At 72.3% G+C, this 22,564-nt stretch carries 26 protein-coding genes; 14 read left to right on the forward strand and 12 right to left on the reverse strand.

Features of this window, described 5'->3' with window-relative positions:
- Positions 1–99 precede the first annotated feature (99 nt).
- From EFL26_RS01745 to EFL26_RS01760, 4 genes are all read right to left on the reverse strand, one after another.
- Positions 100–441: a sec-independent translocase gene (locus tag EFL26_RS01745; RefSeq protein WP_123221147.1), complete on the reverse strand. Its 342-nt coding sequence runs from the start codon at positions 439–441 to the stop codon at positions 100–102.
- A gap of 59 nt (positions 442–500) precedes the next feature.
- A complete protein-coding gene (locus EFL26_RS01750) occupies positions 501–1,664 on the reverse strand; it encodes a P-loop NTPase (protein WP_123221148.1) in 1,164 nt (387 codons plus the stop codon).
- Positions 1,665–1,727: 63 nt separating this feature from the next.
- Positions 1,728–2,195: a DUF1003 domain-containing protein gene (locus tag EFL26_RS01755; RefSeq protein WP_123221223.1), complete on the reverse strand. Its 468-nt coding sequence runs from the start codon at positions 2,193–2,195 to the stop codon at positions 1,728–1,730.
- A 131-nt stretch (positions 2,196–2,326) separates the two neighbouring features.
- Positions 2,327–3,574 carry a magnesium transporter MgtE N-terminal domain-containing protein gene (locus tag EFL26_RS01760; protein ID WP_123221149.1) on the reverse strand — a complete coding sequence of 416 codons (1,248 nt, stop codon included), beginning with the start codon at positions 3,572–3,574 and terminating at the stop codon, positions 2,327–2,329.
- A 50-nt stretch (positions 3,575–3,624) separates the two neighbouring features.
- Here EFL26_RS01760 and EFL26_RS01765 point away from each other — a divergent pair, with 50 nt between their 5' ends.
- Entirely contained in the window at positions 3,625–4,527 is a 903-nt protein-coding gene (locus EFL26_RS01765) for a PhzF family phenazine biosynthesis protein (protein WP_123221150.1), read from the forward strand.
- A 23-nt stretch (positions 4,528–4,550) separates the two neighbouring features.
- Complete coding sequence (locus tag EFL26_RS01770; RefSeq protein ID WP_221176797.1) at positions 4,551–5,456, forward strand: DMT family transporter; 906 nt, start codon at positions 4,551–4,553, stop codon at positions 5,454–5,456.
- A 53-nt stretch (positions 5,457–5,509) separates the two neighbouring features.
- Here the strand turns inward: EFL26_RS01770 and EFL26_RS01775 are convergent, their stop codons facing one another.
- The gene (locus EFL26_RS01775) at positions 5,510–6,031 is read right to left on the reverse strand and encodes a GNAT family N-acetyltransferase (protein WP_221176798.1); all 522 of its coding nucleotides are present in this window, start codon (positions 6,029–6,031) and stop codon (positions 5,510–5,512) included.
- Between the two features lie 91 nt (positions 6,032–6,122).
- Between EFL26_RS01775 and EFL26_RS01780 the strand changes: the two genes are divergently transcribed.
- The 5 genes from EFL26_RS01780 to EFL26_RS01800 all read left to right on the forward strand — a co-directional run bounded on the left by EFL26_RS01780 (position 6,123) and on the right by EFL26_RS01800 (position 11,139).
- Entirely contained in the window at positions 6,123–6,821 is a 699-nt protein-coding gene (locus tag EFL26_RS01780; protein WP_183407985.1) for a phosphocholine cytidylyltransferase family protein, read from the forward strand.
- Between the two features lie 6 nt (positions 6,822–6,827).
- Complete coding sequence (locus tag EFL26_RS01785) at positions 6,828–8,405, forward strand: LicD family protein (RefSeq protein ID WP_123221152.1); 1,578 nt, start codon at positions 6,828–6,830, stop codon at positions 8,403–8,405.
- Positions 8,402–8,635 carry a DUF6752 domain-containing protein gene (locus EFL26_RS01790; RefSeq protein WP_148046601.1) on the forward strand — a complete coding sequence of 78 codons (234 nt, stop codon included), beginning with the start codon at positions 8,402–8,404 and terminating at the stop codon, positions 8,633–8,635. The genes EFL26_RS01785 and EFL26_RS01790 overlap by 4 nt, the downstream gene beginning before the upstream one ends.
- A gap of 19 nt (positions 8,636–8,654) precedes the next feature.
- The gene (locus tag EFL26_RS01795; protein ID WP_123221154.1) at positions 8,655–9,794 is read left to right on the forward strand and encodes a hypothetical protein; all 1,140 of its coding nucleotides are present in this window, start codon (positions 8,655–8,657) and stop codon (positions 9,792–9,794) included.
- Between the two features lie 148 nt (positions 9,795–9,942).
- On the forward strand, positions 9,943–11,139 hold the full coding sequence (locus EFL26_RS01800) for an acyl-CoA dehydrogenase family protein (RefSeq protein WP_123221155.1): 1,197 nt from the start codon (positions 9,943–9,945) through the stop codon (positions 11,137–11,139).
- A 197-nt stretch (positions 11,140–11,336) separates the two neighbouring features.
- Here EFL26_RS01800 and EFL26_RS01805 read toward each other — a convergent pair whose 3' ends face one another.
- The 3 genes from EFL26_RS01805 to EFL26_RS01815 all read right to left on the reverse strand — a co-directional run bounded on the left by EFL26_RS01805 (position 11,337) and on the right by EFL26_RS01815 (position 14,632).
- Positions 11,337–11,558 (reverse strand): DUF6752 domain-containing protein, encoded by a 222-nt coding sequence (locus tag EFL26_RS01805; protein WP_123221156.1) that lies wholly within the window; start codon positions 11,556–11,558, stop codon positions 11,337–11,339.
- Positions 11,555–13,105, reverse strand: a complete 1,551-nt coding sequence (locus EFL26_RS01810; protein ID WP_123221157.1) for a class I SAM-dependent methyltransferase — start codon at positions 13,103–13,105, stop codon at positions 11,555–11,557. Before EFL26_RS01810 ends, EFL26_RS01805 begins: the two co-directional genes overlap by 4 nt.
- 93 nt (positions 13,106–13,198) lie before the next feature.
- On the reverse strand, positions 13,199–14,632 hold the full coding sequence (locus EFL26_RS01815; RefSeq protein ID WP_123221158.1) for an NAD-dependent malic enzyme: 1,434 nt from the start codon (positions 14,630–14,632) through the stop codon (positions 13,199–13,201).
- Positions 14,633–14,824: 192 nt separating this feature from the next.
- Here EFL26_RS01815 and EFL26_RS01820 point away from each other — a divergent pair, with 192 nt between their 5' ends.
- Positions 14,825–15,007: a DUF5302 domain-containing protein gene (locus EFL26_RS01820; protein ID WP_123221159.1), complete on the forward strand. Its 183-nt coding sequence runs from the start codon at positions 14,825–14,827 to the stop codon at positions 15,005–15,007.
- Here the strand turns inward: EFL26_RS01820 and EFL26_RS24960 are convergent.
- Together EFL26_RS24960 and EFL26_RS01830 are read right to left on the reverse strand one after the other, a co-directional pair.
- Positions 14,925–15,479: a hypothetical protein gene (locus EFL26_RS24960; protein ID WP_123221160.1), complete on the reverse strand. Its 555-nt coding sequence runs from the start codon at positions 15,477–15,479 to the stop codon at positions 14,925–14,927. The two genes, EFL26_RS01820 and EFL26_RS24960, sit on opposite strands and share 83 nt — an antisense overlap.
- 8 nt (positions 15,480–15,487) lie before the next feature.
- Positions 15,488–16,024 carry a flavodoxin family protein gene (locus tag EFL26_RS01830; RefSeq protein ID WP_123221161.1) on the reverse strand — a complete coding sequence of 179 codons (537 nt, stop codon included), beginning with the start codon at positions 16,022–16,024 and terminating at the stop codon, positions 15,488–15,490.
- 200 nt (positions 16,025–16,224) lie between these two features.
- On the opposite strand from EFL26_RS01830, the gene EFL26_RS01835 reads away from it, so the two are divergent.
- Positions 16,225–16,755, forward strand: a complete 531-nt coding sequence (locus tag EFL26_RS01835; RefSeq protein ID WP_123221162.1) for a MaoC family dehydratase — start codon at positions 16,225–16,227, stop codon at positions 16,753–16,755.
- Positions 16,756–16,864: 109 nt separating this feature from the next.
- On the opposite strand, the gene EFL26_RS01840 is transcribed toward EFL26_RS01835, so the two are convergent.
- Positions 16,865–18,043, reverse strand: coding sequence for an MFS transporter (locus EFL26_RS01840; protein WP_123221226.1), 1,179 nt, complete (start codon positions 18,041–18,043; stop codon positions 16,865–16,867).
- Positions 18,044–18,071: 28 nt separating this feature from the next.
- On the opposite strand from EFL26_RS01840, the gene EFL26_RS01845 reads away from it, so the two are divergent.
- From EFL26_RS01845 to EFL26_RS01855, 3 genes are all read left to right on the forward strand, one after another.
- Positions 18,072–18,734: a histidine phosphatase family protein gene (locus EFL26_RS01845; RefSeq protein WP_123221163.1), complete on the forward strand. Its 663-nt coding sequence runs from the start codon at positions 18,072–18,074 to the stop codon at positions 18,732–18,734.
- An 18-nt stretch (positions 18,735–18,752) separates the two neighbouring features.
- Positions 18,753–19,385 (forward strand): DUF6758 family protein, encoded by a 633-nt coding sequence (locus EFL26_RS01850; RefSeq protein ID WP_123221164.1) that lies wholly within the window; start codon positions 18,753–18,755, stop codon positions 19,383–19,385.
- 244 nt (positions 19,386–19,629) lie between these two features.
- A complete protein-coding gene (locus EFL26_RS01855) occupies positions 19,630–20,235 on the forward strand; it encodes a MarC family protein (RefSeq protein WP_123221165.1) in 606 nt (201 codons plus the stop codon).
- A 9-nt stretch (positions 20,236–20,244) separates the two neighbouring features.
- On the opposite strand, the gene EFL26_RS01860 is transcribed toward EFL26_RS01855, so the two are convergent.
- Positions 20,245–21,048, reverse strand: coding sequence for an SDR family NAD(P)-dependent oxidoreductase (locus EFL26_RS01860; protein ID WP_123221166.1), 804 nt, complete (start codon positions 21,046–21,048; stop codon positions 20,245–20,247).
- Between the two features lie 61 nt (positions 21,049–21,109).
- Between EFL26_RS01860 and EFL26_RS01865 the strand changes: the two genes are divergently transcribed.
- Positions 21,110–21,874 carry a ParA family protein gene (locus EFL26_RS01865; protein WP_123221167.1) on the forward strand — a complete coding sequence of 255 codons (765 nt, stop codon included), beginning with the start codon at positions 21,110–21,112 and terminating at the stop codon, positions 21,872–21,874.
- Positions 21,875–21,880: 6 nt separating this feature from the next.
- Entirely contained in the window at positions 21,881–22,561 is a 681-nt protein-coding gene (locus EFL26_RS01870) for a L,D-transpeptidase (RefSeq protein ID WP_123221168.1), read from the forward strand.
- Positions 22,562–22,564: the final 3 nt, after the last annotated feature.

The following is a 22,564-nucleotide window of genomic DNA, read 5'->3' on the forward strand; positions in this document are numbered from 1 at the left end:
ACGCACTCCCCAGCGAGCGAGGGGGACGCCGGGACACGCCCCGCATCCGCAACCACGGACCCCCGTGCGGCGCAGCCGCACAAGCGCCGCAGGCAACTCTTACGTCGCCTCGGCGTCGTACGGAGGCCGCTCGTCCGGGCCGAGGACGGGGCGCTTCGGGCGGTCGACCGGGGTGCCGGTCGCGTCGAGGTCCTCCTCGGCCATCGCCTCGAGCAGGTGCTTGCGGATCGCGACGCGGGGGTCGAGGTCGGTGAGCTTGAGGTCGGCGTACTCGGGGCCGAGCTCGTCGCGGAGGTCCTGCTGGGCGGACTCGGCGAACTTGCGGAGCTGGCGCACCATCCGCCCGGCCTGTCGCGCGTAGTCGGGCAGGCGGTCGGGGCCGAACACGATCACCGCGACCAGCGCGATCACCGCCAACTCGGGCAGCCCGACTCCGAACATGCGCCGAGTCTAGGGACCGGGTGTGCGGGATCCCGGAACGAGCCGGATTTCCGCCGGGCTCAGAACTTCGAGGAGGGCGTGAGGCCGAGCTGGAGGCCGGCCAGCCCGCGGCCGCGGCCGGAGAGCTTGTCGGCCACGCCGAGCAGGGCCTGCGCGGACGGCGAGGTGGGGTCGGCCTCGATGACCGGCTTGCCGCTGTCGCCGCCCTCGCGGAGCGCGAGGTCGATCGGGATCTCGCCCAGGACGGGTACGTCGTACCCGAACCGCTGGCTCAGCGTGGCAGCCACCCGGGCGCCACCGCCGGCGCCGAAGATCTCCAGCCGGTGCTCCTTGCCCTCGGCCGCGCAGTGCGGGCAGGCGAGGAAGGACATGTTCTCGACGACGCCGATCACGCGCTGGTGCATCATCGAGGCCATCGTGCCGGCCCGCTCGGCGACCTCGGCGGCGGCCTCCTGCGGGGTGGTCACCACGATCACCTCGGCGTTGGGCAGGTGCTGGCCCAGCGAGATCGCGACGTCGCCGGTGCCCGGGGGCAGGTCGAGGAGCAGTGCGTCGAGGTCGCCCCAGTACACGTCGGCGAGCATCTGGACCAGCGCGCGGTCGAGCATGGGTCCGCGCCAGGCGACCACCTGGTCGCGGCGCGGCTTGAGCATGCCGATCGAGATCACCGAGACGCCGCTCGCCGTGGGCACCGGCATGATCAGGTCGTCGACCTGGGTGGGCCGGCTGTCCGCGACGCCGAGCATGGCCGGCACGGAGTGGCCGTAGATGTCCGCGTCGACGAGGCCCACCTTGAGGCCCTGGGCGGCGAGCGCGAGGGCGAGGTTGACCGTGACCGAGGACTTGCCGACTCCGCCCTTGCCGGACGCGATCGCGTAGACCTTGGTCAGCGAGCCGGCCTGGGCGAACGGGATCTCGCGCTGGGCCTGGCCGTCGCGGAGGAGCTCCTGCAGGCCGGCGCGCTGCTCGGCGCTCATCACGCCGAGCTGGAGGTCGACGCCGGTGACCCCGGCGACCCGGGAGACGGCTCCGGTGACGTCGCGGTTGATCGTGTCCTTCAGCGGGCAGCCGGCGACCGTGAGCAGCACCTTGACCGACACCTTGCCGGTGTCGTCGACGTCGACCGACTCGACCATGCCGAGGTCGGTGATCGGGCGCTTGATCTCGGGGTCGTTCACGGTCGCAAGGGCAGCGTGAACCTGCTCCAGGACGGGGGATGTCATGGGGACGAGCCTACGCGGCGTTGCGCGGTCCCACCCGCGGCCGTCCGCGCAGTATGGCGCACCTCACTCCGCGGCCGGTTCGCCGTCCTCGGCGTCGGCGCGCTGGCGCTCCTCCAGCTCCTCGAGCAGGTCGCGCAGCTCCGAGCGCAGGAAGTCGCGGGTCGCCACCTCGCCGAGCGCCATCCGCAGCGAGGCGACCTCGCGAGCGAGGAACTCCATGTCGGCGTGCGCCCGGGCGTTGGCCTGCCGGTCCTGCTCGGTGATGACCCGGTCGCGCAGCTCCTGGCGGTTCTGCGCGAGCAGGATCAGCGGGGCGGCGTACGACGCCTGGAGGCTGAGCATCAGGGTGAGGAAGATGAACGGGTACTTGTCGAACCGCAGGTCGCTCGGCACCACCCAGTTCCAGCCGATCCACACCGCGACCACGAGGGTCATGTAGATCAGGAACCGCGCCGTGCCCATGAACCGGGCGAAGCGTTCGGCGAACCGGCCGAGGCGGTCCTGGTCGGGGGCGGTGGCCCGGTCGAGCATCCGGCCGATCAAGGGGCGCCGGACCTCACGAGGCAGGTCGAGGCGCGGCACGCGCGGGCGGTCGTCGCCCTTCTTCTCGGTCTTCTTGTCCGGCTTGCGCTCGGGTCGCCGCGACTCCGGGGTCGCCGTGCTCACGAGGCGCCGACCTTCCGGTCGCGCCAGCCCTCGGGCAGCAGGTGGTCGAGCAGGTCGTCCACGGTGACGGTGCCGAGCAGGCGCCCGTCCTCGTCGACCACGGGTGCGGCCACGAGGTTGTACGTCGCGAGGAAGGTCGCGACGTCCTCCAGCGTCGCGTCGGCGTGCAGGTAGGTGATCGACGTGTCGAGCACCCCGGCCACCAGCTCGGACGGCGGCTCGCGCAGCAGCCGCTGGATGTGCGCGACGCCCAGCAGCTTGCCCGTCGGCGTCTCCTGCGGGGGCCGGCAGACGTAGACGAGCGCGGCCAGCGACGGCGTGAGGTCCTCGTTGCGCACCCGGGCGAGGGCCTCGGCGACGGTGGCGTCGGGGGAGAGGATCACCGGCTCGGGGGTCATCATGCCGCCGGCGGTCTCCTCGCCGTACGACATCAGGCGGCGGACGTCCTTGGCCTCGTCGGGCTCCATCAGCTCGAGCAGGTGCGCGGCGGTCTCGGGCGGCAGGTCGTTGATCAGGTCGGCCGCGTCGTCGGCCGACATCTCCTCGAGGACGTCGGCGGCGCGCTCGTGGGTCAGGTGCTCGAGGATCTCGACCTGGTCCTCCTCGGGGAGCTCCTCGAGGACCTCCGCCAGCCGCTCGTCGTTGAGTGCGGCGACCACCTGGCCGCGGCGTTCCGGCGTGAGCTCGTGGATCACGTTCGCGGCGTCGGCGGCCTTGAGGTCCGACAGCGAGGCGATCAGGTTCGTCGCACCCTGGTTGGCCTCGCGCCGGTGCAGGCCCTCGACGTCGTCCCAGGCGACGACGTGGGTCTGGCCGCGCCGGCGGAAGCCCTTGACGGCCTCCTCGAGGGCCACCCGGGACAGCACCCAGTCGCGCGTGCGGGTCTGCTCCATGGCGACGTCGTACACGGTGCCCTCGACACCGCTGCTCTTCACGCGCACCTTGCGGTCGAGCATCTGGCCGATCACGAGCGTCTCGGCGGCGCGCTTCTCGAAGCGGCGCATGTTGAGCAGCCCGGTCGTGATCACCTGTCCGGGGTCGATGCCGGTGACCCGGGTCATCGGGACGAAGACCGGTCGCTGGCCGAACACCTCGACCACCAGGCCCACCACGCGCGGCTGGCGGACGTCGGCGCGCAGCACCACCACGACGTCGCGCACCTTGCCGACCTGGTCGCCCTGGGGGTCGAAGACCGGGAGTCCCACCAGCCGGGCGGCGAAGACGCGGGACGGTGTGGTGCTCACAGGGGTCAAGCCTAGGGCCCCGCCGGAGGTGGCTGGGGCAGGATGTGGCCATGCCCGACGCCTTTCTGGACTACGACGTGGTCGACGTGTTCGCGGAGTCACCGTTCGCGGGGAACCAGCTCGCCGTCGTGCACGGTGCCGGCGACCTGCCCGACGCGGCGCTGCTCGCGATCACGCGTGAGTTCAACTTCTCCGAGACCACGTTCCCGGTTCCGGTGGACGGTGGTCGCTACCGCTGCCGGATCTACACGCCGGGTGGCGAGATCCCCTTCGCCGGCCACCCGACCCTGGGCACCGCCTGGGTGCTGCGTGACCGGGGCCGGCTGGACCAGGCGTCGGTCGTGCAGGAGTGCGGAGCCGGCGAGATCGGCGTCCGCTTCGAGGACGACCTGGTCGAGCTCTCGGCCGCTCCGCGCGACCGGGTCGGCCCTCTGGGAGAGGCGTTCGCCGCCCAGCTGCTCGAGGCGGTGGGGCTCGACCTCTCCGACGCGGACGGCGAGGTGTGGCTGGCCGGCACCGGGCTGACCTTCGTCCACCTGCCGGTGCACGACGAGGCCGTCGCACGGGCACGCGTCCCGGCGCGGGCCGTCCGCGAGATCGCGCGCCTTCCCGAGACGGGTGACCCGCTCGACGGCCTCAACCTGTACGCCGTGCGTGACCGCACCACGGACGGCCTCGACGTGCACAGCCGCGTGTTCGTGCCGGGCCTCTCGGTGCCCGAGGACCCGGCGACCGGATCCGCCGCGGCCGGGCTCGCGCTGGCCCTGCACGCGCGCGGCCTGCTCGAGGACGCGGGCCGGTACCGGATCAGCCAGGGCACCGAGCTCGGTCGCCCGTCGGTACTCCTGGGTCGCGTCGAGGTCGACGGCGACGGCGCCGGGGCGACGGTCTCGCGCGTGCACGTGGCCGGGGAGGTCCACCCGATCGCTCGGGGACAGATCCGCGTGCCGTGACCGGCCCGGTCGCGGGATCGCCCGTGAGGGGCGGCACCCTCGCGCTCCTCGGCGTCGGCGTGCTCGCGGTCTCGCTCGCCGCGCCGCTGATGGCCTCGCTCGCCGTGCCCGCGCTCCCGATCGCCTTCTGGCGCAACGCGCTGGCCAGCGTGGCGATCGCGCCCGTGGCCGGGTGGCGTGCCGCCCACCCGAGGCCGGCGACCCCGGGCGCGCCGGCCGCCGGTCCGCGCGACCTGGTCCTGGTCGGCGTCGCCGGACTCTGCCTGGCGTCGCACTTCGGCTTCTGGGTGACCTCGCTCGGCATGACGTCGGTGGCGTCGAGCACCGCGATCGTGTCGCTGCAGGTGATCTGGGTCGTCGGCTACGACCTCGCGCGTGGCGCCCCCGTGGGCCGGCGCGTCGTGCTCGGGGTGCTGCTGGCGACCGCCGGCGCGGTCGTCGTCGGCGGCGTCGACCTCTCCATCTCGGCGCGGGCGCTGGCCGGCGACGGTCTGGCGCTGGTCGGGTCGCTCGGCGTCGCGGCGTACGCCGTGATCGGCGGGCGGGCCCGCCAGCGGCTGCCCACGTCGACGTACACCCTGGGTTGCTACGGCACCGCGGCCGCCGCCCTGCTCGTCGCCGCGGTGGTGGCCGGCCAGCCGCTGACCGGGTACGCCCAGGACCAGTGGCTGAAGCTGCTGCTGCTCACCGCGACCGCCCAGCTGCTCGGGCACTCGGTGTTCAACCACCTGCTCGCGACGGTGTCGCCGATGGTGGTGTCGCTGACGATCCTGCTCGAGATCCCGGGCGCCTCGCTGATCGCGGCCGCGTGGCTGGGTCAGGTGCCTGAGGCGACCGCGTTCGTGGGCCTGGCGATGATCCTGGCCGGGATGGCGCTGGTCGTGCTGGCCGCGCCGCCCTCAGGCGAGGCCGAGGCCGTCGCCGCCTGACCAGCGCTCCCGAGTCGCCACGCTCTGCTCATCCTCGTGTGGCCACGCTCTGCTCAATCTCGTCTGGCCACGAAGTGCTCCGACGGCTCCTCGTACCAGAGGTGCGTCACGCCGCGGTGCTCCATGCCGACCTTGCGGCACACCGCCTGCGAGGGCCCGTTGGTCAGGTGGGTGACCGCGTGGATCTCCTCCAGGCCGCCCGCGAAGCCGTGCCGCAGCACGGCCCGTGCCGCCTCGCTCGCGTAACCGCGGCCCCAGGCGTCCGGGTGCAGGTGCCAGCCGATCTCGACCTCCCCGTCGCCGTTCGGGAGCGGGACGAGCAGCACCGAGCCGATCGGCCGGCCGTGGAGGGTGCTGCCGTCGGCGACCTCGATCGCCCAGTAGCCCAGGGGCGGGTCGCTGCGGCCGCGCCAGCGCTCGATCCGGGACCGCGCGTCGTCGAGGTCCTGGCAGAGGTTCGGCGGCCCGTCGCCCAGCCACTTCACGACCTCGATCCGGCCGAGGATGTCGAGCACGGTGGGTGCGTCGTCCAGCGTCCAGTCACGGATCCGCAGCCGCTCGGTCTCCAGGAGCACCGCGCCACTGTGCCACGGCCGGAGGGCGGTGGTCGCCTCCTTTGTAGGATGGCGCGACCCCTCGCACCCCCGAGACACGAGGTACCCGTTCGTGGCCATCCAGGTCGTCATCCTCGCCGCCGGTCTGGGCACCCGCCTCGGCAAGCCGCACCCCAAGCCGCTGACCCCGCTGAACACGGGCGAGAGCATCATGCGCCGGGCGGTGAACTCGCTGCGCGCCGTGTACGGCGACGAGGTGTTCGTGACCGCCGTCGTGGGCTTCAAGCTCGACCTGGTCATCGAGGCCATGCCCGACATCTCGTTCGTCTACAACGAGGTCTACGACTCCACGAACACGTCCAAGAGCCTGCTCAAGGCGCTGCGGCTGTCCCAGCCGGGCGGGGTGCTGTGGCTCAACGGCGACGTGGTCTTCGACCGGCGGGTGCTGGGCCTGATCCACGACAAGATCGAGGCCGGACGCAGCTTCGTCTGCGTCAACACCGCCTCGGTCGCCGAGGAGGAGGTCAAGTACACCCTCGACGACGACGGCTACATCCGCGAGCTGTCCAAGTCGGTGGTGGACGGCCTCGGCGAGGCGGTCGGCATCAACTACGTGGCGGGCGAGGACAAGGCTGCGCTGATCGCGCGGCTCGACGAGGCCGACGACCAGGACTACTTCGAGCGCGGGCTCGAGCTGGCGATCGAGCGGGACGGCATGCGGGTCGAGGCCGTCGACATCTCGCAGTACCAGGTCGTCGAGGTCGACTTCGAGGACGACCTGTCCCGGGCCAACTCGTTCGTCGAGGGCTGAGCCGACGTGACGGCGGTTCCCCCCGAGGTCGACGCCGTGCGCGTCGACGACCGCGGCATCTGGTTCCGGTCCCCGGCCGACGACGTCGTCGACGTGTGCTTCGACGGCCGTCGGGTCTGGTCGTTCTGGCTCCAGCGCGACAGCACGTCCGCCGGGGGAGGAGCCCGCGTGGCCGAGTGGCCCAGCGCGCTGGTGCGGTTCCTCGACGGCAGCACGCGGCTCTCCCTGGTCGCACACGTCTCCGGCGTCACCCTGTACGACGAGGAGGTGCGCCTGGGCTCCGGTGACGGACGCATCGCCGTGGTCAGCCCCGACGGCAAGCCGCTCGGGCTCGACAAGTCCAACCGGCTGTCCCAGACCTTCGACACCCGCACCCCCGAGCAGGTCGCCCCGCTGCTCGATTCCATCGAGCAGGTGCTCGCGGCGATCCACGACGCCGGCGTCGAGGCGTTCCTGGCCTACGGGACGCTGCTCGGCGCGGTCCGCCAGGGCGGGCTGATCGGCCACGACAGCGACGCCGACCTGGGCTACGTGAGCCGGCACCACCACCCGCTCGACGTGATCCTCGAGTCCTTCCACCTGCAGCGCCACCTGGGCCGGCTGGGCTACACGACGTACCGCTACAGCGGGATCGCCTTCAAGGTCGAGGTGATCGAGGCCGACGGGTTCCGCCGTGGCCTGGACGTCTTCGGTGGCTTCATCGCCGAGCCGGTGGGCGACCGGCCGCCGATGCTCTACCTGATGGGCGAGATCGGGGCGCCCTTCGAGCTGGACTGGATCTACCCGCTGACCACCGCGACCCTGGAGGGCCGCGAGCTGCCGGTGCCCGCCGTCCCGGAGCGGCTCCTCGAGGCCACCTACGGGCCGGGCTGGCGGGTTCCCGACCCGGCGTACCACTTCGAGACGGCGCGCCCGACCGTGCTCCGCCTGAACGGCTGGTTCCGCGGCATCCGGGTGTTGCGCAGCGAGTGGGAACGCAAGCACAGCAGCAACCGCGAGCGGCCGGTTCCCGCTGCGCCGAGTGGGCTGGCGCAGCTCGTCGTCGACCGGGAGGGCGTGCCCGGGCAGGTGATCGACCTCGGCGCCGGACGCGGTGGGGACGCGCTCTGGTTCGCGCGCCAGGGCGCGGCCGTGACCGCGCTGGACTTCGTGCCCCGGGCCGTTGAGAAGGCCCGGGCGGTCGCCGACGAGGAGGGGCTCGACCTGACCGTGCGTGAGGTCAACCTGCTCTCGCTCCGCTCCACGCTGGCCGAGGGCGCCCGTCTGGCGCACGCACCCGGGGAGCGGGTCGTCGTGGCGCGCCACCTGGCCGACGCGACGGTCGCCGCCGGTCGGTCGGGCGCGTGGCGGCTGTGCGAGATGGCGCTGCGTGACGGCGGCCGGCTCTACCTGGAGTTCTGGAGCGGCGGGCGCACCGGACGCAGCGAGACCCAGCTGCTCGCGGCGGTCCCGGCCGAGACGGTGGCGGCCGAGCTGGCCGAACGCGGAGCCGTTATCGTTCACCGCGAGGAGACCCAGGTGGAGAGTGCGGAGGGACAGCCCGCCCGCACGCTGGCCCGATTGGTGGCGGAGTGGCACAGGTGAGAAAGCCGGCAGGACTGCGCCGACGCGTCGTGGACGCCGTCGGAGGTGGTCTGGTCACCGAGATGCGCACCCGGATCGAGGAGCTCGAGGCCGCGGTGGAGGAGAACCGCAACCTCAACCTGCGCGTCGCGGAGCTGGTCGACCTCGTCCAGGAGCTGCTGATCCCGGTCGCCTCCCAGGACAAGGACAAGATCCAGGCCGCGCTCGCCGAGTTCCAGCGCAGCCTCTGACCCGAAGGAGGACGGCGCCGTGGCAGCGAAGGTCTTCCTCCACATCGGCCTGCCCAAGACCGGTACGACGTACCTGCAGACCGTGATGTGGGCCGACCGGGAGCGGATGCGCGCCCAGGGCGTGCTGCTGCCCGGCCGCGAGCGCCGCGACCACCTGTGGACCACGCGGATCATCCGGGAGGACCCCAACCTCGCGACGTACGAGGAGCGCGTGCGCGAGTCGTGGGGCGTGCTGAAGCAGGAGATCGCCGCGTGGCCCGGCACGGCGCTGATCAGCCACGAGTTCTTCGCGGGCGCCGCTCCCGAGCAGGCGGCCCGGATGGTCGTCGAGCTCGCCCCGGCCGAGGTGCACCTGGTGGTCACGGCCAGGGAGCCGGTCGGGCTCTACTCCGGCGGCTGGCAGGAGAGCCTGAAGAACCGTGACTCGCGCACGATGACGGAGTTCGCCGAGGCGGAGGTCTCCGAGAGCCCGATGTCGGTGTGGAACTGGCGCACGCTCGACGTCCGGCTGGTGCTCGAGCGGTGGGCGCCGACGGTGCCGGCCGGGCGGGTCCACGTGCTGCCGCTGCCGCCGCCCGGCTCACCGCGCACGCTGCTCTGGCAGCGCTTCGCCGGGCTGGTCGGGCTCGACGCGGACACATTCGACCTCTCCGCCACCTTCCCCAACGAGTCGATGGGCGTCGCCGAGGCCGAGACGCTGCGCCGGATCAACGACCACCTCAAGGACGAGGACTTCGAGCGGCCCTTCGACCGGGGCGTCTACATCCGCACGTTCCTCGCCGACGAGCGCCTCGCCACCCGCAACGGCGAGAAGTACTGGCCGACCGACGCCATCGTCGAGGAGTGCCGGCAGCGGGCGCGGGCCGCGGTCGCGCACATCGAGGGCGCCGGCTACGACGTGATCGGCGACGTCCACGACCTGCTCGTGGCCGAGACGCTGGAGCCGCGCCGCCGGGTCGACTCGGTGACCGAGGCCGAGGTGGCCGACGTGGCGACCGCCCTGGCGGGGCAGATGCTGCACGACGTACGCCGGATCCGGACCGAGCGCAACGAGCTGCGCCGGCAGCTCGACGACGCCGCGGCGCGCCCGGTCCCCGGGCTGCGCGAGGCGCTCGCGACGCGGTTCCCCTGGACCCGCAGGATCGTGCTCCGCTCCTGACGTGATCAGGTCGTCGGCGTGAGGTAGGTCATGGCGACGGCCCACCGTGGCGGGCGATACTGCCGGGTAATCTTCGAGCGCCTGTGTGCCAGGCCGTCCCGCGTGCCGGGACCGATGTCGAGCTCACCATCCGGAAGGACACACCAGCATGGGTCGCCTGCGCGAGACCGAGGGCCTGACTGACATCCAGGAGGAGATCCTCAAGACCATCCGCCAGTTCGTCGACGAGCGGATCATCCCGGTGGCCCAGGAGCTCGAGCACGCCGACGAGTACCCCACCGAGATCGTCGAGGGTCTCAAGGAGCTCGGGCTGTTCGGCCTGATGATCCCCGAGGAGTACGGCGGCCTCGGTGAGTCCCTGCTGACCTACGCGCTCGCCGTGGAGGAGATCGCCCGCGGCTGGATGAGCGTCTCCGGCATCATCAACACCCACTTCATCGTGGCCTACATGCTGCTCCAGCACGGCACCGACGAGCAGAAGCAGAAGTACCTGCCGCGGATGGCCACCGGCGAGGTGCGGGGCGCGTTCTCGATGTCCGAGCCGGGCTGCGGCTCCGACGTGAGCGCGATCAAGACCAAGGCCGTCAAGCAGGACGACGGGTCGTACTCGATCACCGGCCAGAAGATGTGGCTGACCAACGGTGGCTCGGCCAACCTGGTCGCCGTCCTGGTGAAGACCGACGAGGGCGCCGACTCTGTTTATCGCAATATGACCACCTTCCTGGTCGAGAAGGAGTCCGGCTTCGGCGAGACCGCGCAGGGAGTCACCATCCCGGGCAAGATCGAGAAGATGGGCTACAAGGGCGTCGACACCACCGAGATGGTGCTCGAGGGCCACCGGATCTCCGCCGACCAGATCCTCGGCGGCGAGCCCGGCAAGGGCTTCTACCAGATGATGGACGGCGTCGAGGTCGGCCGCGTCAACGTCGCCGCTCGCGGCGTCGGGGTGGCGACCCGGGCGTTCGAGCTGGGCGTCCAGTACGCCCAGCAGCGCGAGACCTTCGGCAAGAAGATCGCCGAGCACCAGGCCGTGCTGTTCCGGATCGCCGAGATGGCCACCAAGGTCGAGGCCGCCCACCAGATGGTCGTGCTGGCCGCGAGGAAGAAGGACTCCGGCCAGCGCAACGATCTCGAGGCCGGCATGGCCAAGTACCTCGCCTCGGAGTACTGCTCCCAGGTCGTCGAGGACTCCTTCCGGATCCACGGCGGCTACGGCTTCTCGAAGGAGTACGAGATCGAGCGGCTCTACCGCGAGGCCCCGATGCTGCTCATCGGCGAGGGCACCGCGGACATCCAGCGGATGATCATCGGCCGCCGGATCCTCGAGGACTACAAGCTCAAATGAGGTTTCGGCAGGCTCAACCACCCGGTGGTTGAGCCTGCCGAAACCATCGAGAGCCGGCGCAGACACCCACCCGGGTTTCGAGGCGGTTGCTGCGCAACCGCACCTCAACCACCGGTGGTTGAGGTGCGAGCCCTTCGTCAGGCTCAGGAACCACGCCGGCGAGCCTCGAAACCAGCCGCCGTTGGACCCGCTCGCCCTCAGGTGGCGCGCTTCCTCGCGGCCTGCAGGCTCTCCAGCGCCGACTGCAGCCGGGCGTCGTCGCGGTCGACGGCCGGCACGAGCAGCTCGGTGACCACGTCGAGGACGTCCGACAGCCGCTCGTTGAGCCGCCGGTTCTCCTCGACCGACCCCATCAGCTCGGCGACCTCGGCCTCGAGCCGCGCGATGCGTGCGTCGGTCCGGCGCAGCGGGTTCCTCATGACGTGCCCTTCCTCCAGCTGACGACGAGACGACAGACGACCGGGTCCTCCTGGCCGAGCCGGGCCAGGCCGCGGCCCTCGACCCTCTCGACGACCGTGCCGCCGTGGCGCGCGATCTCCTCGACGACGGCGTCGGGGTCGGCGTACGTGCGGGGGTGGTCACCGAAGAACGTCGGCAGGCCGCGGCTCGCCGGCGTCCGGAACTCCAGGAAGGTCAGCCCGCCGCGTCTCCCGGCCACGCGGCAGAACTGCCACAGCCCGAGTCGCCCCGTCGGGGCGATCGCGTCGATCACCCCGCGTGCGTAGATGTGCCGAGGCTCGGGCTCGTGGGCGATCCGGGTCGCCGAGACCAGCGAGGACTTCAGCGACTCCAGGTTCGTGGGCCGGTACGGCGCGTAGACGCCGGCCGCCTCCGCCGAGGCGATCGTGGCCTTGCGGGCACCCGCGCAGTAGTCGCTGGTGAGGACGTGGTGGCCGTGCTGGATCAGCCACACGGCGTCGCGGCCGGTGCCGGCGCCCAGCTCGACGACCGGACTGCCGGGCTCCATCCGCTCCTCGGCCCAGGTGACGAAGGCCGACGGGCCGGCCGGCACCCGGCGGTGCGGACCCTGGTAGAACTCCTGCCAGTGCGGCAGCCGGTTGCGGGCGCCGCGGAACCAGTGCGACATCCGGCGCACGTTCGCCGGCGGGTGGTCGAAGTGGAACGCCGGGTCGGGCACGCGCCAGCCCGGTCCGTAGGTGAACTCCAGGAACCGCTCGAGGTCGGCAGGTGCGGGGAAGGTCACTCCTTCGAGCTCGATCTCGCCGAACGGCACGATCGCGTCGCGGTCCAGCCGGCCCCGCAGCGACCCGGTGATGTGGAAGTGGTCGTTGATGTGGAAGGAGCCGAAGACGTCGACGCCCGCCCGCTTCCCGCTGGGCAGCGGCACCCAGATCTTGAAGTTGGCGGCGCTCATCCGGACGACCTGCCAGCCGAGCGAGGCCATGGTGCGCTCGGCCGCCCGGGTCTCCTGGATGATGTCGAACGGGTGCGTGTAGCGGCTCAGGAAGCCGAGGTCGAGGTCCGAGTCGTGCCCGATCATCCGCCCCGAGCGTGCCGCGCCGAGCAGGCCGCCGTAGCAGAGGTAGGCGTCCAGGCCGCACGCGTGCGTGAGGTCGTCCAGCACCCGGCGGGTCGCGGCGACCAGCTCGGCGCGGGACTCGTCGGCGAAGTCGTCGAAGGTGCGCTGGAGCCGGCCGCCCTTGTCCAGCGAGAGCGGGTTGCCGAGGTCGTCGACGAGCAGGAGCGGCACGGTCGAGTCGCCGAACCGGATCGGCCCGGAGAACAACGGATCCCCTCCGTTGTGCGGCACCAGCGTCACGTCGGCCTGACCCTCGAGCCGCGCCGCCAGCGGCTTGGGCCACTCGACGAACAGGCCGCCCCCGGCCTTCACCGCGTCGCGCGCAGTCGTGAACGACCAGACCCTGTGACCCCCGAACAGCACGTCGAGCGGTCCGTCGTACGCGTGGGACAGGCGGATGCCCTTCGCGTCGATGTGGGTCGCCACGCACGTCCTTCCCGGGTCCTGGCAGCCTTCCGGCGGCCGGTCAGCGGGTCAGCCTACCGGCCGTGCCCGGCCGGGAGGCCGCGGCGCAGCCGGTCAGGGCGCCACCCTGCTGCCAGAGAACGCGGGCGGCGGCGCAGCGTCGCCCCGGACGGCCGCGGCGACCGCCTTGGGCACCTCGGGGTTGAACACGCTGGGGATGATGAAGCTCGCGTTGAGCTGGTCGTCGGTCACGACCCCGGCGATCGCCGCGGCGGCCCTCAGCAGCATGTCCGTCGTGATGTCGGACGCCCGCGCGTCGAGCAGGCCGCGGAAGACGCCCGGGAACGCCAGCACGTTGTTGATCTGGTTCGGGTAGTCGCTCCGGCCGCTGGCCACCACGGCCGCGTGCTTGGCCGCCTCGGCCGGGTCGATCTCGGGATCCGGGTTCGCCAGCGCGAACACCACCGGGTCGGGAGCCATGTCGTCGATCCAGGCCGCGTCGAGCACCCCCGGCCCGCTCACGCCGATGAACACGTCCGCGTCGTGCAGGGCGTGGTGCAGCGTGCCGCGCACGCAGCGAGGGTTCGTCCGCGCCGCGAGCGCCGCCTTCGCGGAAGGCAGCGAGTCGTCGTCGCGGGACAGGCAGCCCTCGCGGTCCCACACCACCACGTCGGTGACGCCCGCGGCCATCAGCAGGGTGACGATCGCCGTGCCCGCGGCGCCGGCGCCGGCCACCACGACCCGGGCCGTGTCGATCTGCTTGTGCACGCAGCGCAGCGCGTTCTCGAGCGCCGCGAGCACCACGATCGCGGTGCCGTGCTGGTCGTCGTGGAAGACCGGGATGTCGAGCCGCTCGCGCAGCCGCCGCTCGATCTCGAAGCACCGCGGAGCGGCGATGTCCTCGAGGTTGATCCCGCCGAACCCCGGGGCGATGCCCTCGACGATCTCGACGATCTTGTCGGTGTCCTGGGTGGAGAGGCAGATCGGCCAGGCGTCGATGTCGGCGAACTGCTTGAACAGCGCCGCCTTGCCCTCCATCACGGGGAGGGCTGCACCCGGGCCGAGGTTGCCGAGGCCGAGCACGGCCGACCCGTCGGTGACGACGGCGACGGAGTTGCCCTTGATGGTCAGCTTCGCGACGTCCTCGGGGTGCTCGGCCAGGGCCGTGCTGACCCGCCCGACGCCGGGTGTGTAGGCCATGGAGAGGTCGTCACGAGTGCGCAGCGGGACCTTCGAGCGCACCTCGATCTTGCCGCCGATGTGGAGCAGGAAGGTCCGGTCGGACACCTTGTGCACGGTGATCCCGGCGAGCGAGCCGACGGCGTCGACGAGCTCGCGGGAGTGCTCGGCGTCGGTCGCCGAGAAGGTCACGTCGACGACGAGTCCCTCCTGGCGGGAGTCGGCGACGTCGATCGCGGTCACGATGCCGCCGCCGTGGGCGATCGACGTGGCCACGGCGCCGATCAGGGTGTGGTCGAGCGTCGTGTGCAGACGCATGGTGATCGAGTACGACGCGCTCGTGGCGGCCCTGCGGGGTGCTTCGGACATGCCCGAATCCTCCCATCGCGGTCCCGGCGTACCGGGGCCGGGCGCGTACCGGCGGGTAGGCCGGGTACGTCGCGTCGACCACTCCTGCGCCGGTCGGGCGCGCGTGTCTGGCTCAACCCGGTCGACGCGTCACCGCGTGGGTGACAGGGTGGAGGCCATCAGCCCGCACGCCGTCACAGAGTGAGGACCGAGATGCCGGAGAACCATGCGAACGACGACCTCAAGGCGAAGATGCGTGAGGCGCTCGACCGCAAGCAGGCCCACGACCGCGGCGTGCCCAAGGACCAGCCGGTCAAGGAGAAGGCACACGGCTCCGAGGTGACCGGTGGCGCGCCGAAGATGCACCGGCGGAAGGCCGGCGGCGGGGGCTCCTGAGGGGCGGGTCCTCGGCACGCTGCGCCCGGAGCAGCAGCACCAGCGCCACCACCAGTGGCACGGCCCAGATCGCGAACGCCCAGCCGAACACCACCAACGTCGCGTTGAAGCACACCAGCGCGACCAGGGCGCCCTCGCGGAGCCTCCCCGGGACCAGCACGAGCACCCCCGCGAGCGCCTCTCCCGCGATCAGCAGCCCGATGAAGAGGTGGTGGTGCGGCACCACCAGCGACTCCCAGGTGTCACGGACGAACGGGATCGCCGAGCCGTCCGCGAAGCCGGTGTACGTCGTGCCGTCGAGCAGCATGGCGAGGTTCGCTCCCGCCCCGGCGACGACCCAGAGCACACTGACCGCGGCGATGCCGGCTGTCAGGGCCGCGCTGCTGCGGGAGGCGAGCAGTGCGCAGACGACGATGGTCAGGCCGAGACCGGCCCAGGCTGCGGGGAGCACCCACCCGCCGATCAGCTCCATCGCGAGCCTCAGCGGGCCGGGGTCCGGCCGTCCTCGGCGACCAGCTGGGCGGCCAGCCGTTCGCCCCAGACACGGGCTCTGGTGATCTCGTCGGAGCTCAGCGGCCCGGCAACGTCGTCGACGAAGAAGCTCTCCGGCAGGACGAGCATCCGCACGCCGCGCCGGCGCAGCACGCGAGCCGCGCTGCGCGCCGCCGAGCCGGGCAGGCGGCGTACGCGTGACACCCGGGTGTCGAACGTCGCGGCGGGCAGGCCGTGCAGGTCGCGGTCGAGACCCTCGAGCCACTCCCGCAGGCCGCGGGTGGCCAGCCCCTGACCAGCGCCCTGGCGGATCGCGTCCTCACGGGTGCCCGGTCGGCTCATCGAGAAAGCGTGCGTCGGCCCGCCCACCACGAGCAGGTCGGTGCCGACGGGCACCTCGCCGCCCGGGGAGCTGGTGACGTCGCGGACGACGACCTCGACGTGCTCGGCGAGTCCCTCGGCGACGGCACGCGCGACACGCTCCGAGTTGCCGAACATCGACTCGTACATGACGAGCGCCTTCATGCGCCACACCTCTTCCTTCTCTCTCCTCTCAGCCTCGTCAGCCCCACGACGCTCGGCACGGGTCGAAGTCCCCGCATCTCGCGCCGAAGGTCCTTGCGCCGTCGTGAGGAAGCCCACGTGCCGGCGTGGTTCCCGTGGCCGCCGGCGTTCGGCACGATGGGACGGTTGCCGTCCCGGCCGTGGAACAGGAGTGAGTCGTCATGCAGTTCGGTCGTAGCTACGAGGAGTTCGAGGTCGGTGCGACGTACAAGCACTGGCCCGGCAAGACGGTCACCGAGTACGACGACCACCTGTTCTGCCTGCTCACGATGAACCACCACCCGCTGCACCTCGACACGAACTACGCCGAGGAGACCACCCAGTTCGGCAAGAACGTCGTGGTCGGCAACTACGTGTACTCGATCCTGCTCGGCATGTCGGTGCCCGACATCAGCGGCAAGGCGATCGCGAACCTCGAGATCGAGTCGCTGCGCCACGTGGCGCCGACGTTCCACGGCGACACGCTGTACGGCGAGACCACGGTGCTCGACAAGTGGGAGAGCACCTCCAAGGACGACCGCGGCGTCGTCCACGTCGAGACGATCGGCTACAACCAGGACGGCAAGGTCGTCTGCATCTTCCGCCGCAAGGTGATGGTGCCCAAGCAGAACTACCTCGAGGCCCGCGGCGGCGAGCAGCCCGGCCGCCCCGTGCCGCAGCCGGACAAGAACTGGCCGAGCAGCAACGCGTGAGGGACGAACGCGCTGCGTCGTGAGGACAGGTTGAGCAAGCGACAGCCCTGAGCCCGCGAAGGGCTGTCGGCGCCCCGAAACCAGCCCGGCACGCAGGCCGAGGCCTGAGCTAGATCGGCTCGGCCGGCGCGAACGACCGGGCCAGCGGCAGGATCCCCAGCACCAGCAGCATCGGCACGGCGAACCCGAACCTCAGGTCGCCGGACCCGACCAGTCCGGTGAGCACCGCCCCGATCAGCGCTCCGACGTAGTTGAACTGGTTGAAGCGTGCGATCACGGCGTCGACCCGTGCGTGCCGCAGGTGCGGGTCGAGGTCGTCGGCGCCGCCGGCGATGCGGGCCGCCGCCGAGAAGCTCAACGGCGCGATCACGGCCACCCCGGCGCCGGTGACCAGGAAGCCGAGGACCGCCACCGGCCACGCCGGCGCGAAGACCACCACGGCCAGGCCGGTGCACGCGACCAGCGCTCCTACCTGCAGCACGCGCACCGGCCCGTAGCGGGCGACGGCGGAGTCGCCGGCCAGCCGCATCCCGCCACTGGCAAGCAGGTAGGGGAAGGTGGCCAGCGCCACCAGCGACGAGGGTGTCGGGAACACCCGGTCCAGGTAGGTCGGCCCCCACGTGAACGCGGCCGTGTCGACCATGTAGAAGAGCACCATCGCGATCCCCACCAGGACGATCGGGCGCCAGGGCACCTCGACGCGCGGCCCCGAGGCGACCGGGTCGCCCACCCGCCTGAGGAACGGTCCGGCCAGCGCGACCAGCGGTACGACGGCCAGGCCGGCGCTCGCGCCCAGGGGCAGGTGCGCGGTGGCGAGCGTGATCGCCGAGCCGACCAGCCCGCCGAACGTCCAGGCCCCGTGGAACGACGGCAGGATCGGCCGGCCGTACCGGTGCTCGAGCGCCACCGCCTGCATGTTCGTGCTCGCGTCGACCACACCGAGCGCCGTGCCGTACGCCGCCATGCCCGCGACGAACACACCACCGGCCGGGGCGAGCGCCATGACCGGCACCGCTCCGGCGATCACCGCGAGTCCGGCTCGCAGCAGCACGGCCGAGTCGCGCTCCCGGGCCAGCCGCTCCGCGATCACGGAGCCGACACCGGCGAGCAGGACCATCATCAGCAGCAGCCCGGAGAGCTCGATCTCCGAGAGGTGCCAGCGGTCGGAGAAGTCCGGGAGGCGTGTGGTGAGGCTGATGAACACCATGCCCTGGGTGGCGAACGCGGCCGCAGCGGCCAGGCGTGCGCGTCCGAGCGGCGACGTTGGCCGGCCGGCCGGACTTGTCACCGCCCGATGATCGCAGAAGGCTCGGGCCATGACTGCCGATCCGCCGGAGCCCGACCCCTCCCGCCCCGCTCGCGACGGCGGCGGTGAACCGGAGCCCGAGACCGAGCCCGAGACCGAGCCCGAGACCGAGCCCGAGACCGAGCTCTGGGTGGTGCGCCACGGGGAGACCGAGTGGAGCGCGGCCGGGCGGCACACCTCGACGACGGACGTGCCGCTCACGCCCGCGGGGGAGGCCGCGGCCCGCGCGCTCGGCGAGCGGTTGGCGGGCACCGCGTTCGACCTCGTGCTGACCAGTCCGCGCCGGCGCGCCCGGCACACCGCCGAGCTGGCCGGCTTCCCGGACGCCGAGGTCGACGAGGACCTCGCCGAGTGGGCGTACGGCGAGTACGAGGGCGTGACCACCGCGACCATCCGCGAGACCGTCCCTGACTGGACGGTGTGGACCCGCCCCTGCCCGGGAGGGGAGACCGCCGAGGAGGTCGGCCGGCGGCTCGACAGAGTGGTCGCCCGGGTGCGGGCGCACGGAGGACGCGTCCTGGTCGTGGGCCACGGTCACGCCTCGCGAGTGCTGGCCGCCCGCTGGCTGGACCAGCCGGTCGCCGAGGGCCGGTTCTTCCAGCTGGACACCGCCACGATCTCGGTGCTCGGCTACGAGCGCGAGACGCCGGTCGTGGCCCGCTGGAACGCCTGAAGCACTAGGCTCCGAAGCGTGTCGCTCGCGGCCTCATGCCCTCGTTGCACGTCCCCGATCACCGAGACGGACGGCGCCTACACCTGCAAGCAGCACGGCGAGATCGCGCCGTTGTGGCGTCCGGACACCGCCGACTACACCGCGTTCGCCGAGCTCGTCGGCCGGGTCGGCGACCTGCCCACCTACCTCCCCTGGCCGATGAGCCCGGGCTGGTCGATCGCCGACTTCGGCTGCGTGGCGAGCCGGGACCGGGCCACCGCCACGGTCACGACGACGGTGGGCACCAGCGACCTCGACGGACCGGTCGAGGTCACGATCGTGTCGGAGGACTCCGGGGTGGGCCTCGGAGCCCGCTGCGCCGGCACGGCGTACGACGACCCGGGCGAGCAGGTCGGCCACGGTCCGCACGCGATCCACGTGCGCGCGGGCGGCCGCACCGTGCCGCTCTGGGCAGTGGACCCGCGCGACGACGACGACCTGCTCGCGAAGGCCGTGTTCGCCGGCGAGGCGGAGGGCCGGTGGCTGTGGCTGGTGATCCGTCCGGCGTCGGCCGCGCTCCTGCTGCGTGACGAGTGGCTGCTCGCCGACGTCACCGGCTTCGGTCCGGAGGCCCTGGAGATGCCCTTCGGCGGGCCCCGACCGGCCTGGTGACCCACCGGGTCACCGCGCACGGGCGGGCCTGGTCTCCCTGAGACCGCCCCGCGCACCGTCCGGTGGCGGGGCGGACCCCAAGTGCCGCCTCGCGTCGCCGGGGAGGGCGGGGAGGGAGCGAGGCGACATCCGCCGAGGCCCACCCGTTTGGGGGCAGGGTGGACCTTGCGTCGCCCCTTACCCCCTTCGCTCCCGATGATGCACCGTGGTCGGCAGCGGGTCGCGCGTCTCCTAGGCTCCTCCCATGAACTGGGTCCTGCTCACCGAGGTGTTCGTGACCCTGTTCGTGATCATGGACCCGGTCGGCACGATCCCGATCTTCCTGTCGCTGACCGGCGGTCGGTCCGTGCAGGTCGCCCGCCGAGCCGCCTGGCAGGCGGTGGCGGTGTCCTTCGGGGTGATCTGCACGTTCGCGTTCTTCGGCCAGCAGATCCTGGAGTACCTGCACATCTCCCTGCCGGCGCTGCAGTGCGCGGGCGGGCTGCTCCTGCTGCTCGTCGCGCTGGAGCTGCTGACCGGCAAGGAGGAGGGCCCGACCGCCACCGCGGACACCAACGTCGCACTGGTGCCGCTCGGGACGCCGCTGCTCGCCGGCCCCGGCGCGATCGTCGCCACGATGGTGTTCAGCAAGAAGGTCGACGGGTTCACCGAGTTCGCGGCCGTGGCGCTCGGGGTGATCCTGGTCCACGTCTCGCTGTGGCTCGCGATGCGCTTCTCGCTGCCGATCCTGCGGCTGATCCGCGAGAGCGGGGTGCTGCTGGTCACGCGGATCGCCGGTCTGCTGCTCTCGGCGATCGCCGTGCAGATGGTGGCCGACGCGGTGCGTGCCTTCATCGCCGGCGAGGGCTGACCGCGCCGGCTACTTGCGGCCCATCGACTGGTAGCCCTGCAGGGCCCGCGACGGGACCAGCTTGGTCAGCGCGACGATCACGCGGTACTGCGCGCCCGGGATCGAGAACGTCCGGCCCTTGTCGAAGTCGCGCAACGCACGCGTCACCAGCGGCCCCGGCTCCATCCAGAGGAACGACGTGCCCCGCCGGACCCCCATGCGCTCGTGGAACTCCGTCTTGGTGAAGCCCGGGCAGAGCGCCATCACCGTGACGCCGCTGCCGCGGTACTCGTTGGCCGCCCACTCGCTGAAGCTGTTGACCCAGGCCTTGGCAGCCGCGTAGGTGCCGCGCGGCAGGAACGCCGCCACGCTGGACACGTTGATCACCCCGCCCCGGCCACGCGCCGCCATCGGCCCGAGCGCGGCGTGGCTCAGCCGCATCACGGCGGTGACCAGCACGTCGAGCATCGCCTGCTCCTGGTCGACCGTGTTGTCGAGGAACCGGCCCTTGAGTCCGAAGCCGGCGTTGTTCACGAGCAGGTCGACCGGCCGCTCGGCGTCGGCCAGGCGGGCCTCGACCCTGGCCAGCTCGGTCCGGTCGGTCAGGTCGGCGCCGAGCACCTCCACCGTGACGCCGTACGTCGACCGCAGCTCGGCCGCGACCGCCTCGAGCCGATCGGCGCCCCGCGCGACCAGGACCAGGTCGTTGTCCCGCGCCGCGAGCTGGCGGGCGAACTCCAGGCCGATGCCCGCGGTGGCCCCCGTCACCAGCGAACGGCGGGTGCCCGGTCGGGAGCCCTCGGAAGCAGCGGCTGGGTTCGGGGAGTGCGACATGCGGCACAGCATCGCGGTCGGTGGTCGGCTCGGCAACCCGGGTGCGGCATGATGGGCCGTGATGTCCTCCACCCGCGTGATCGCCGTCGCCAACCAGAAGGGTGGCGTCGCGAAGACGACCACGGTCGCGTCGCTGGGCACGGCCCTCGCCGAGCTCGGCCAGCGCGTCCTGCTCGTCGACCTCGACCCGCAGGCGTGCCTGACCTTCAGCCTCGGGATCGACCCGGAGGACCTCGAGCTGTCGATCCACCACGTGCTCACCAAGGGCCTGCCGCCCTCCGAGGTCATGGTGACGACCGAGGACGGCGTCGACCTGCTGCCGGCGACCATCGAGCTGGCTCGCGCCGAGGCCGACCTTCTGACCCGCACCGGTCGCGAGTACGTCGTCCGGACGGTCGTCGAGGACCTCGACGGCGAGTACGACTGGGTGCTGCTGGACTGCCCGCCCTCCCTCGGGGTGCTGACCGTCGCCGCGCTCACCGCCGCCCGCGGGGTGGTCATCCCGCTGCAGTGCGAGACGCTGTCGCACCGCGGAGTCGGGCAGCTGCTCGACACGGTGCACGACGTCCGCCGGTTCACCAACCGCGACCTGGAGGTCTGGGGCGTGCTGCCGACGCTGTACGACGGCCGCACCAACCACGCCCGCGCGGTCCTCGACACGATCTCGGAGACCTACGACCTCGAGGTCCTCGAGCCGCCGATCCCGAAGTCGATCCGGTTCGCCGAGGCTCCGGCAGCGGGTCGCACCATCCTGTCCACCTCCCGCACCAACAAGGGCGCGACGGCCTACCGGGACGTCGCGGCGAACCTCCTCCGGCGAGGCTGATCGCCGGTGGGCCGGCACCGCCTCGAGCCGCCGCCGCGGGTACGCCCGCGGTACGGCAGGGTGGCTGCGGCCGGTCTCTCCCTGCTCGTCACCCTCGTCGCGCTCCTGGGCGGCCTCGGCCTGCTTCCGGTGCAGGCGGTGCGGGGCGGCGGCGAGGTGGCGGTCTCCTCGTCCACCCACCACCGCGCCGGCGGGTCGGACGGGAGCAGCGCGGAGGGCGACCGCGGGGACGCGGACCCGCCGGCGCGGGTCGCGGCGCCGGAGGCCGCCGACCCGACCGGCACGGCGCTGCCGGCGGGCAGCGGCGAGGGGCGACGGGTGGTGTTCGCCAAGGGCGCGCAGCGGGTGTGGCTGGTCGATCCGGACGGCACCGTCGAGGCGACGTACCTGGTCTCGGGCAGCGTCACGGACAACCTGCGACCGGGCACCTACGACGTGTACTCCCGCTCCCGCTGGGCCGTCGGCGTCGACGACTCCGGGGTGATGCAGTACTTCGTCCGCTTCGCGCACGGGCCCCACGCGGCGATCGGCTTCCACAGCATCCCGACCAAGCACGGCACGCCGTTGCAGAGCGAGACCCAGCTCGGCACGCCGCAGTCGCACGGCTGCATCCGGCAGCGGCTCTCCGACGCCCGGCTGATGTGGGACTTCGCCCGCGTCGGCACCGACGTCGTCGTGGTGGCCTGACCC

Origin of the sequence: Nocardioides pocheonensis, from assembly GCF_003725535.1 — a bacterium.
Lineage (GTDB): Bacteria > Actinomycetota > Actinomycetes > Propionibacteriales > Nocardioidaceae > Marmoricola > Marmoricola pocheonensis.